At 63.5% G+C, this 10899-nt stretch carries 10 protein-coding genes; 8 read left to right on the forward strand and 2 right to left on the reverse strand.

Going from position 1 to position 10899, the window contains the following annotated elements; genetic code table 11:
- Positions 1 to 308 precede the first annotated feature (308 nt).
- Positions 309 to 1586 (forward strand): phosphopyruvate hydratase, encoded by a 1278-nt coding sequence (eno, locus tag BUS42_RS18315; RefSeq protein WP_074308551.1) that lies wholly within the window; start codon positions 309 to 311, stop codon positions 1584 to 1586.
- 103 nt (positions 1587 to 1689) lie between these two features.
- On the opposite strand, the gene BUS42_RS18320 is transcribed toward eno, so the two are convergent.
- Both BUS42_RS18320 and BUS42_RS18325 read right to left on the reverse strand, forming a co-directional pair.
- On the reverse strand, positions 1690 to 2724 hold the full coding sequence (locus BUS42_RS18320) for a DUF1559 domain-containing protein (protein WP_074308553.1): 1035 nt from the start codon (positions 2722 to 2724) through the stop codon (positions 1690 to 1692).
- Between the two features lie 343 nt (positions 2725 to 3067).
- On the reverse strand, positions 3068 to 3901 hold the full coding sequence (locus tag BUS42_RS18325) for a response regulator (protein WP_074308555.1): 834 nt from the start codon (positions 3899 to 3901) through the stop codon (positions 3068 to 3070).
- A gap of 237 nt (positions 3902 to 4138) precedes the next feature.
- On the opposite strand from BUS42_RS18325, the gene BUS42_RS18330 reads away from it, so the two are divergent.
- The 7 genes from BUS42_RS18330 to BUS42_RS18360 all read left to right on the forward strand — a co-directional run bounded on the left by BUS42_RS18330 (position 4139) and on the right by BUS42_RS18360 (position 10883).
- Complete coding sequence (locus BUS42_RS18330) at positions 4139 to 4831, forward strand: MotA/TolQ/ExbB proton channel family protein (protein ID WP_074308556.1); 693 nt, start codon at positions 4139 to 4141, stop codon at positions 4829 to 4831.
- A 101-nt stretch (positions 4832 to 4932) separates the two neighbouring features.
- Positions 4933 to 5364 (forward strand): ExbD/TolR family protein, encoded by a 432-nt coding sequence (locus BUS42_RS18335; RefSeq protein WP_074308558.1) that lies wholly within the window; start codon positions 4933 to 4935, stop codon positions 5362 to 5364.
- A 96-nt stretch (positions 5365 to 5460) separates the two neighbouring features.
- Positions 5461 to 6657, forward strand: coding sequence for an ExbD/TolR family protein (locus BUS42_RS18340; protein WP_074308560.1), 1197 nt, complete (start codon positions 5461 to 5463; stop codon positions 6655 to 6657).
- Positions 6658 to 6894: 237 nt separating this feature from the next.
- Positions 6895 to 8385, forward strand: a complete 1491-nt coding sequence (locus BUS42_RS18345; RefSeq protein WP_074308562.1) for a metallophosphoesterase — start codon at positions 6895 to 6897, stop codon at positions 8383 to 8385.
- 224 nt (positions 8386 to 8609) lie between these two features.
- Positions 8610 to 9176 (forward strand): Uma2 family endonuclease, encoded by a 567-nt coding sequence (locus BUS42_RS18350; RefSeq protein ID WP_074308565.1) that lies wholly within the window; start codon positions 8610 to 8612, stop codon positions 9174 to 9176.
- A 58-nt stretch (positions 9177 to 9234) separates the two neighbouring features.
- The gene (locus BUS42_RS18355) at positions 9235 to 9834 is read left to right on the forward strand and encodes a Uma2 family endonuclease (protein WP_074308567.1); all 600 of its coding nucleotides are present in this window, start codon (positions 9235 to 9237) and stop codon (positions 9832 to 9834) included.
- Positions 9831 to 10883, forward strand: coding sequence for an AAA family ATPase (locus BUS42_RS18360; protein ID WP_074308569.1), 1053 nt, complete (start codon positions 9831 to 9833; stop codon positions 10881 to 10883). Before BUS42_RS18355 ends, BUS42_RS18360 begins: the two co-directional genes overlap by 4 nt.
- Positions 10884 to 10899: the final 16 nt, after the last annotated feature.

The following is a 10899-nucleotide window of genomic DNA, read 5'->3' on the forward strand; positions in this document are numbered from 1 at the left end:
TAGGAGCTTGCTCCTAACCTGCCCGCACAATCCTGTGGGGCGGGGCCGCCACGCGCTTGACCTTTTCCTGGATCGGTTCGACCGCTCGCCCAGCCGGCTCCGGCCGGCTTGGCTTGACCTCGGACCGGAGAAATTGATACGAAGAGGGTGAATTGTCACCGCACCGTGTCCGATCGGCCGCGCCGAGCCTGGCACGTGGGACGGGAAATCCCCCCTTGGCAACGTCCCGTTTGGGTTGTTCAACCAATCGACCGACCGACCTCCGCCCGTACCGTTTTCCCTTTGTTTTGAGGAGTTCTGACGCAACGATGAGCACGCACCCCGCCCCGATCGCCGCCGTCCGTGGTCGCGAAATCCTGGACAGCCGCGGCAATCCGACCGTCGAGGTCGACGTGATCCTGGCCGATGGCACGCTCGGCCGCGCCGCCGTCCCCTCGGGGGCGAGCACCGGCGCCCACGAGGCCGTCGAGCTTCGTGACGGCGACAAGAACCGCTATCTCGGCAAAGGGGTCACCCAGGCCGTCGCCAACGTCAACACCGAGCTGGCCAAGGCGGTCATCGGCCGCGACGCCGGCGACCAGACGGGGCTCGACGCCGCCCTGATCGCCGCCGACGGCACCGACAACAAGGGCAAGCTCGGCGCCAACGCGATCCTCGGGGTCTCGATGGCCGCAGCCAAGGCCGCAGCCAAGGCCCACGGGCTGCCGCTCTACCGCTACCTCGGCGGGGTCGACGCCCGCGTCCTGCCCGTGCCGATGATGAACATCCTCAACGGCGGCGCGCATGCCGACAACAATGTCGACGTCCAGGAATTCATGGTCATGCCCACCGGCGCGACCAGCTTCCGCGAGGCGCTGCGGTGCGGTGCCGAGATCTTCCATAGCCTCAAGGCCGTGCTCAAGGCCAAGGGCCTGAACACCTCCGTCGGCGACGAAGGCGGGTTCGCCCCCAACCTCAAGAGCAACGAGGAGGCGATCGAGGTCATCCTCCTGGCGATCGAAAAGGCCGGCTACAAGGCGGGCACCGACGTCTTCCTCGCCCTTGACGTCGCCTCCACCGAGTTCTTCAAGAACGGGGTCTACACCCTCGAGAACGAGAAGGAACCGAAGAAGACCCCCGAGCAGATGGTCGAGTTCCTCGCCTCCTGGGTCCGCCAGTACCCGATCAAGTCGATCGAGGACGGCTGCTCCGAGGACGACTGGCACGGCTGGAAGCTCCTCACCGAGGCCGTGGGCAAAGACGTCCAGCTCGTCGGCGACGACCTCTTCGTCACCAACACCAAGCGGCTCCAGTTCGGGATCGACGGCGGCGTCGCCAACAGCATCCTGGTCAAGGTCAACCAGATCGGCACGCTGACCGAGACCCTCGACGCCGTCAAGCTCGCCCAGCGGAACCGCTACTCCGCCGTCATCAGCCATCGCTCGGGCGAGACCGAGGACGCGACGATCGCCGACATCGCCGTCGCCACCAACGCCGGCCAGATCAAGACCGGGAGCGCCTCGCGGTCGGACCGGATCGCCAAGTACAACCAGCTCCTCCGCATCGAGCAGGAGCTCGGATCGACCGCGCGTTACGGCCTGAAGTGAACTCGACGCGCACGTCGATTGAAATGAGCGAATGACGAATCGTGAGCAAGAGGCGAGGGCCGATTTCCTCGCCTCTTGCTCGTTCGAAATTCCGCGGACCGGCTCAGAACGCGTCGGCGCTGACGATCTCGCCCCCGGCGATCGTCTGGATCGCGAACCAGAGGCTCGGGTTGATCGAATCCTTGAGGAATCGAACGCTCCCATCGCCAAAGAGCATGTTCATGCCGCCGGAATGTTTGCTCCCCATGGTCCAGGCGTACGGCAGACGCTGGGGGTTGCTCGCCGGCGTGGTCGTGCTGTTCTTGCCGTTGGGCAGGTATTGGGTGTAACCGGCGACGGAAGGGGGCACCACGAGACCGTGGACCGAGGTGTAGTTCCCGGCGCCCCACCACGTTCCCCAGCTCGTGACGGCCGTCCGCTGGAACGACTCGCCGATTGCGGCCGTGTTGCTGGAGCCGTCGCTGATCTGATTCAGGCTCGTGGACAGGTCGGTGTAGAACATGGCGCGGGTATTCGGGGCGGGTGCGTTGGCCGTCGCCGCGCAATACGAGTCGCTGTAAATCGAGACGCAGAACTTGTAGTTACTCCGCCTCGCGTTCACCCGCATATAGGTGCCGGCCGCGGGGGCATTGTCCACGGGCATCTCTTCATCCGACGGGCACTGGAACGTGGCGATCTTCGCGCCGACGACGGTCGTATTCGCGTAGCAGGTCCCGACGATGACGTTGTTCAGGCCCCCCGGGTTCATGGCCTCGCACGAGGGATGGCTGAAGTTGTAGGCGTTGGACATGGCCATCTGCTCCATCTGGCTCAGCATCATGGCAAAGCCGGTGGTGTTGAGCACCTGGCCGGGCACCGGACCTCTCGGCCCGTTCTTGGCGGAACAACTCCCGGTGTAGAGCCGGGGGGGCGGGAACACGCCCATCACGTCGTGATAGTTGTGCAGGGCGATGCCCAACTGCTTCATGTTGTTCACGCACTGCGACCGACGCGCCGCCTCACGGGCGGTCTGGACGGCCGGCAAGAGTAAGGCAATCAGGACGGCGATGATAAAGATCACCACCAAAAGCTCAATCAAGGTGAACCCTGCGGGCCAGACCGGGCGTCGTGGGGAATGGCGAGGGCGTGGAGACGTCATGACATCCTTCCCGAGATCCCGATCCTGAGGACCATGCGCCCCCTACATTCATTCCGCGCAGTCCGTCAGCGGGATCGGCCGAGTGCGTAGCGAGGCCTTCCGACTTTGAAAATCCAAAAACCCTGATATTGAGACGCAAAAATTTCGCGTCATGAAACCCTGAGGCCCGATCAGGCCAGGTGATCCTGGAGCTTTCGAGCGGTTTCGGAGGCCGGGAACCCCGTCTTGCTGACGAATCCCCAAAAAAAAGGCGGGCGGATACCCGCGGTCCCAGGGAAGCCACCGAAACGGTCACGGTAACCCCGCGCGGACCGATCCAATCAAAACGGAAGAAGGATCGGGGTTATTTCTTCTCGAACCGTTTGATCAGAGTCACCTCGTTGCCTTTGTCGTTATAGCGAAACTCGTCGACAAGTCCTTTGGCGAGCATGATCCCGAAGCCCCCCTCGCGAATCCCGAGTTCATTGCGAACGTCAAGGTGGCCGATCGGGTCTTCGTCCGAGGCGGCGTGGGGAACCTGGGACGGGTTGAAGCCGGGCCCCTGGTCGTGAATGATCAGGGTCACCGCTTCGGGATCGATTCGGTAGGTGATCTGAAGCACCAATTCCGCGTTCTTGCGGTGCCCCCACTCGATCGCGTTGCCCCCCATTTCCAGCACGACCTGCTTCAGATCCTTGATCTGGCGTTCGTTCAGCGGGGTGTGCGCGAACAGGTCGGCCAGCATGTCGTTGGCCTGCTGGAGGTAGGTGGCCTCGCTGCGAATGTTGAAGTTAATTTCGCCGGAAGTGCCGCGGGTCTCGTGCTCGTGCCGCCAGGCCAACGCCTTGTCGATCTCCTCGAACAGCTGGTCGGGAGTGAACGGCTTGGTGAGATAACCATTGGCGCCGACACGGACCCCGGCCGCCCGATGACCGGCATCATGGAGAGCGGTGACCATGATGATTGGGATCAGGTTCGTTTCGCGATCCCGTTTCAACTGGTCGCAAACGGCGAACCCGTCGATATCGGGAAGCATCAGGTCGAGCAAGATGAGATTGGGCGCATGGCCGCGAACCGCAGCGGCAACCTGGGAACCCGCGAACAACTGGACAGGCTCGAAGTCGCGGGCCCGGACCAAGCTGGCCAGGATGTCGTTGGTGTCGCGCTCATCGTCGACGATCAGCACGGTACGCGGCATGGGCAAAAACTCAGAGGGACAACGGCGAATCTTTTGTCGCGATCGGCAGACCCTTCCGACGCATTGTCACGCGCCGAGGCACGGCTGGCAAGGCATTGGACTGGAGTCCAGCCGGCGCCCTTGCACGACCCATCATGACCACGGAATAATAACTACGGTCGAGCTCCCAAGTTTGGGACGCCCAACCCCTCGTTTCCTTTGCGGTCAACCGCCCGTCTGTTCGACCGAGACCCGTCTATGCAAGTCACGCAAATCATCGACACCTTCGGCTACGTCATCTACGCCGCACTCGCTCTCCTCGCCGTCTGGGGCGTCTATAACGCGATCCTGCTCTATCGCAGTCTCAACAAAAAATCCATCGACCAACCTGAAGTCTTACTGCAACAAGTGCGCGAACTCAGCTTCACTGGCAAATCCGATGCCGCAATCGCGGTCTGCCAAGGTCCCCCGTACTGGCATACCGCCTTGGCCCAATTAATGGCCGTCGCACTCAAGAACCGTATCAAAGGGATCGCCAAGATTAAACAGCTTCTGGTCATGGAGTTCCACACCGAAGTGATCGCCGGGATGGAAAACCGCCTGGCGACGATCTCAACCATCGTGCGGATGGGGCCTTTGCTCGGCTTGCTCGGGACCGTGGCCAGCATGATTGGAGCCTTCGGCCGGATCGGCGGCTCCGAAAAGGTGAACCCGACCGACCTGGCCAACGACATCAGCCTGGCACTCTGGGCCACCGGCGCGGGCCTGCTCATCGCCACCCCGATGATGATTTTAGGCAACGACATCCACGCCAAGCTCCGTCGCCTCCGCGACCGCACCGAACGCCAGCTGCAAGACTTCCTGGAAATCCTCGAACAACTCGAAAATCAGGGCCAGCGCAGTGCGCCGAGCTCGCGCTCGGGAACCGTTCGCGCCGTCCTGCCGCGCTGAGAAGCCCCCACGCGAATGGCGAACCACGAATTTCGCCCCGCGTCGCCCCCTCTTCAATTGCCCAGAGAAACCGATCGGCCTTCGGTCACTGGTTAATATCTATGCTTCTCCGCCGGCAAGCCAATGAAGAACGCGACGAGCACATCGACATGACGCCGATGGTCGACGTCGTCTTCCAACTCATGACGTTCATGCTCTTCTCCGTGCAGATGACCGGAGGGGAGAAGGTGGAAGTCCCCGTCGCGCGGCACGGCGTGGGGGTCGAAGAGTCGACCGCGACCTTCCTGACGCTCCTGAAACCGGAAGCCCCCGGCGCCGAGGCGAAGCTCCTCCTGGGGAACGGCGAAGGGACGCCCGCCACCATGGACCAAGCCCGGAAGGCCGTGGCCGACGGAATCAAGGAGGGACGCCGCAAAGTCGTCCTCCAAGCCGACGGCGGCGTCCCCCACGGCGAGGTCCTCAAAGTGGCCGGTGCCGTCAGCGAAGTGGAGGGCATCACGCTCCACATCGGCGTCCAAGAAGCCGAACGCTGAATGACAACGACTAGAATTGAATTCATTGAAACCGAATAACATAAAATTGATTTGATTTGATTTGATTTGATTTAATTCGAGAGGGAGAGAGCGAAATTGGCGACCTGGGATGTCTTCCACGGCGATCGGTTGGAAGTCGAGCGTTCGCTCACGATCGAGGCTGTCCGCCAGGCGCTGGCGCAAGGCGAGCTCCGCGACGACGACCTGATCCGCCCCGCCGGCACCACCGTGGCCTGGGTCAGGCTGGCCGATTTCCCCAACTTGGTCGTCCCTGATCGTACACCCGAGGTCGAAACGCCCCCTCCGCCGCCTGCCCCTGCGCCATCCGCCCAAGCCGATCCCGGGCCGTTCCCGACCGAGTTCGCTCCCGACCTCGACCTTGAGGAGGACGAGCACGACGACCGAATCGCTGACCCCGTCGCGGACGCGGACGCGAATCAATTCCACTTTCCCGAGTTCGATGACTTCGAGGAGTTCGACGACGACAGTCGCGTCGCCTTGCCGGTCGTCGGAGCTGAGGCTGGCGACCGAGTCCGTGACCCCATCGGGGACGAGGACGAATTCGACGTCCCGGACTTCGAGGAGTTCGACGACGACAGCCAGGTCGCCTTTCCGGTCGCCATTGACGTTGAGGAGCCAGCGGCCGGCGGAGGGGAAAAGCTCGCCGACGACGACCTCGAGATCCTCGACGATGACGACCAGAGCCAGCTCGCCTTGCCGGTCGGTGGTGGGCCAGCCTGGAACGCGGATGAAGAGGATGAGGAGGAGGACCCCCAGGAGGAAGACGACGCGATCGCCGAATTCACCCTGGCGCGTGGGTCGGCCGAGACCGTCGAGGAGTTGGATCTCGCGGCGATGGTCGACGTCGCCTTCCAGCTCGTCCTGTTCTTCCTGGTGACGGCGACGACCGTGCTCTACAAGAGCCTCGAGGTCCCCAAGCCCAACCCCGACAGCCCCGCCGCGGCGGCCGCTCAAGGGCACTCACGCTCCCTCGATGACCTGAAGGATGATTACATTTTAGTCGAGATCGACCCGGCCGGTTTAATGAAGGTCGATCGCGAGCCGGTCCGGGCCGACATGGCGGGCCTGATCGAACGGCTCCGCGACGCCCGGGAGAAAACGGGCCGCAAAGCCATGCTCCTCTCGGCCGACTTCGCAACCCCGCACCGGAACGCGGTACTCGCCTACGACGCCGCCAATGAGATCGGCCTGGGCATCGCCATCGCGCGTCCCTCGGGGGCCGAGCCGGCCGCGAACCCGCCCCCCGTCGCAAAGAAGGCCGTTCGCGGCTGAAACGGGCGCGCCTCTCAAGAGCGGGCAGGACGCCCGCGGTCCCAGGGAATACCAAGGGATCGGCATGGACCGAGGAGGGACAGGGAGCCCACGCCCCGCGTGCGATCGCGAGCGTTGTGCATTGTTGAACAGCGCCACGTTTGTTAGGACATCTCGTGCGATCGACCGCAACGTCGACCGCCCTCCGAAGCCCCAAGGCCCGTTCGGTCGAGTGCGATTCCCCGCTTGAGGTCCTCAATGGATGCCCGCCAGAGACGTAGACGCCGGTGGCTCGCAATCATCGTCCTTGCTTGCCTGGTGGGGGGTGGGGTCGGAACCTGGCGCCTTCTGTTCGGAATCGACGGGCCGCTCTATCGCCCGCGGACTGCGGGGGGAGGTTTTCTGGTCGCCCCCTACGTGCAACTGGGCGATGCGCCTCGGACGGGGACGACCGAGAGCCTGACGATTCTCTGGCAGGCCGAGGATCATGACGCGGATTGGGCGGTCGAGGCCAGGGATGCTCCCGGCGGCGCCTGGAGAAAGGCGGGGAATTCCACCTGGCGCCGCGATGCCCGGCTGAGTCCCGGCCCGCGGCGGTTCTACCAGACGACGATCGCGGCGCTGGCCCCGGGAGCGGAGTTCGCTTACCGGGTGAAGTGCAACGGCACCCCCTTGTTCGAGGCCAAAGCCCGCGCCCGCAAAGGGGCCGGGCAACCGCACCGGTTCGTCGCCTTCGGCGACGGCGGCGCGAACACCTATGAACAGATGGCGATCGCCTACCGCACCGCCCTGGCCCGCCCTGATTTCGTATTGGTGACGGGCGACCTGGTCTATTCCAAAGGGCGGCTCTCCGAATACCTCGACAAGTTCTTCCCGATCTACAACAACGACCTCCTCGGGGCCTCGACGGGTGCGCCTCTCTTGCGCTCGACGCCGATGCTGGTTGCCCCCGGCAACCATGACCTGCTCGAACGCAACATCGACACCTACCCAGACGCACTCGCCTACTTCCTGGTCTGGTCGTTGCCCCTGAACGGGCCGCTCGCCACGGTGGGCGCCCTCAACACCCCGATCCCCCAAGGCACCGAGCCGCGCCGCCGCGCCTTCCTCGACCTCGCCGGACCCGCCTATCCGAAGATGGCGAACTATGCGTTCGACTACGGTGACGCCCACTGGACAGTCCTCGATACCAACCTCTACACCGACTGGAACGACCCCACGCTTCGCGCCTGGCTCGAGGCCGACCTCGCCGCGGCGCAAGACGCCCCCTGGCGGTTCGTCGCCTTCCACCAGCCCCCGTTCCACTCGTCCATCTCTCACGGCGACGAGCAGCAGACGCGCGTCCTGGCGGACCTTTTGGAAAAGTATCGGGTCGACATCGTTTTCAGTGGCCATATCCACAATTACCAACGTTCGTACCCGCTTCGCTTCGCTCCGAACCGAGGCGCTGACGGCCGACCGATCGAGAAACTGGGACGCGTCGACGGCCGTTGGACGCTCGACACCACCTTCGACGGCAAGACCCGGACCCGCCCCGACGGCGTCATCTACCTCGTCACAGGCGCCGGCGGCGCGCGGCTCTACGACTCCCACCAGCAGGGCGACCATTCCTCCCTCCAGGAGTTCACCGCCCGGTTCGTGTCGAACACCCATTCGTTGACGGTCGTCGACGTCGACGCCACAATGCTGACCGTGCGGCAAATCACCGCCGACGGCAACGAAGTCGACCGGTTCATTGTGACGCGATAACACAAGCCGATCAGGGAACCTCCCTAGAGAAACATCGCCGAGAGAGCACAATCACGCAAACAACTCAAAATATTTAAATCCAATAAAACGCACAATCAACTGCCAAAGTCAGCCGGAGTGCGGTGTCCGTTCGCAATGCAAAACAGGCCGAATATCGCCTGCTCGGCCGTGCTGGTACAATGCACGTGGAATGATCCTCGGTTTCCCGCAACGGAGGAGCCCTCATGGCGACCGTAACTCCACAGACGCCTGATGTTGCGCCGACACTTCCGGTCGCTGACGATACCCTCTATGAAGTGGTCGACGGGCAGGTTGTGGAGAAAGCCACGATGGGCGCGTATGAAGCGGAACTCGCCTCGCTGCTCGTGGGTTACCTCATCACCTTCGCCAGGACGCACAAACTGGGCAGGGTCGTGTGTGAAGCCCTTTTCCTGATCGATCGCGGCCGGAACCTCCAGCGTCGACCCGATGTGGCATTCGTCTCGGACGCCCGCTGGCCCTACAATCGCAGCGCCCCCCGGACGGCCGCCTGGGACGTCATCCCCGACCTCGCGATTGAGGTGAACAGCCCCACAAATACAGGCAACGAAATCATTGCCAAGGTTGATGAATACTTCCGGGCGGGAGTCCAGTACGTCTGGGTCGTCTACCCCAACGCGCGAACCGTCTACCTCTACGAGTCGCCAAACCAGGTCAAGATCCTTCAGGTCGGCGACACCCTCGACGGCGCCCCGCTCTTGCCCGGATTCCACCTGCCCCTGGCCGCGCTCTTCGAGGAGCAGGCCGAGTGACACCCGAATCCACGGCATATTCCTCATTTTTCGCAAAGAGCAAAGAGGAGGGAACCCCATGGCGACTGTAACCTCACCGCGATCCGATGTTGTGCCGGCACCTTCGATCGCTGACGATACCCTCTATGAAGTGGTCGACGGGCAGGTTGTGGAGAAAGCCACGATGGGCGCATATGAAGGGGAGCTTGCCTCGCGGCTTGTGGCTTATCTCCTCACCTTCGCCGAGACTCATAAGCTAGGCAAGGTCGTCGGCGAGGTCCTCTTCCTGATCGATCGCGTCCGAAATCTCCAACGTCGTCCCGATGTGGCATTCGTCTCGGACGCCCGCTGGCCCTACAATCGCAGCGCCCCCCAGACGGCCGCCTGGGACGTCGTCCCCGACCTCGCGATTGAGGTGAACAGCCCCACAAATACAGGCAACGAAATCATTGCCAAGGTTGATGAATACTTCCGGGCGGGAGTCCAGTACGTCTGGGTCGTCTACCCCAACGCGCGAACCGTCTACCTCTACGAGTCGCCAAACCAGGTCAAGATCCTTCAGGTCGGCGACACCCTCGACGGCGCCCCGCTCTTGCCTGGATTCCACCTGCCCTTGGCCATGCTCTTCAAGGTGCAGGCCGATGAACCGACACCCGAGCGGAGCACCACGCGCCCATGACGATGACGACCGACCGACCCGAGCCGTCCCGCGATGAGGTTGCGGCCGTCGCTGCGTTGGGGGAGGACTATCGCCGGCTCCGGGCCGAGATCGGCAAGGTGATCATCGGCCAAGACCACGTGATCGACGAGTTGCTGACCGGGTTCTTCGCCCGCGGCCACGTCTTGCTCGTGGGAGTGCCGGGGCTGGCCAAGACCTTGCTCGTCAGCACGGTCGCGCGAATCTTGAGTCTGTCGTTCCGGCGGATCCAGTTCACCCCCGACATGATGCCGTCGGACATCACCGGGACCGACATCCTCCAGGATGACCCCGAGACCGGCCGGCGCCGATTCACGTTCATCGCCGGCCCGATCTTCGCCAACATCGTGCTCGCCGACGAAATCAACCGCACCCCGCCCAAGACGCAGGCCGCACTCCTCGAGGCGATGCAGGAGCGACACGTCACCGCGGGAGGGTCAAGCTATCCGCTTCCCGACCCCTTCTTCGTCCTGGCCACGCAGAACCCGATCGAGCAAGAGGGAACCTACCCGCTCCCCGAGGCGCAGCTCGACCGGTTCATGCTCAACGTGTTGGTCCCCTACCCGACCGCCGCCGAAGAGCTCGAAATCCTCCGACGCACCACCGGAGACGAGACCCCGGAGACGAAGGTCACGCTCTCGGCCGAACAGATCGTCGCCTTGCAACACCTGGTGCGGCGGGTCCCTGTTCCTGAGCATGTCTTCATCTACGCCCGCGACCTGGTTCGGGCGAGCCGGCCGAATGAGCCCGAAGCGTCGTCCATGGTCCGCAAGTGCGTTTCGTGGGGCGCGGGGCCGCGAGCCGGCCAGTCGTTGATCCTCGCCGCCAAGGCCCGGGCCGTGCTCCAGGGGCGACTCCACGCCGGGATCGCCGACATCCGCCACGTGGCCAAGCCCGTCCTCCGCCATCGGATCGTCACGACGTTCCACGCCGAGGCCGACGGGATCGACTCCGACAAGGTGATCGAGCAGCTCTTGCAAGACGTCGCCGCTCCCACAGAAGGCGCGTCCGCAAAAAATCCAAGATTTTAACCACGAATAACACGAA

The sequence above is a fragment of the Singulisphaera sp. GP187 genome, assembly GCF_900129635.1.
In the GTDB taxonomy this organism is placed as follows: Bacteria; Planctomycetota; Planctomycetia; order Isosphaerales; family Isosphaeraceae; genus Singulisphaera.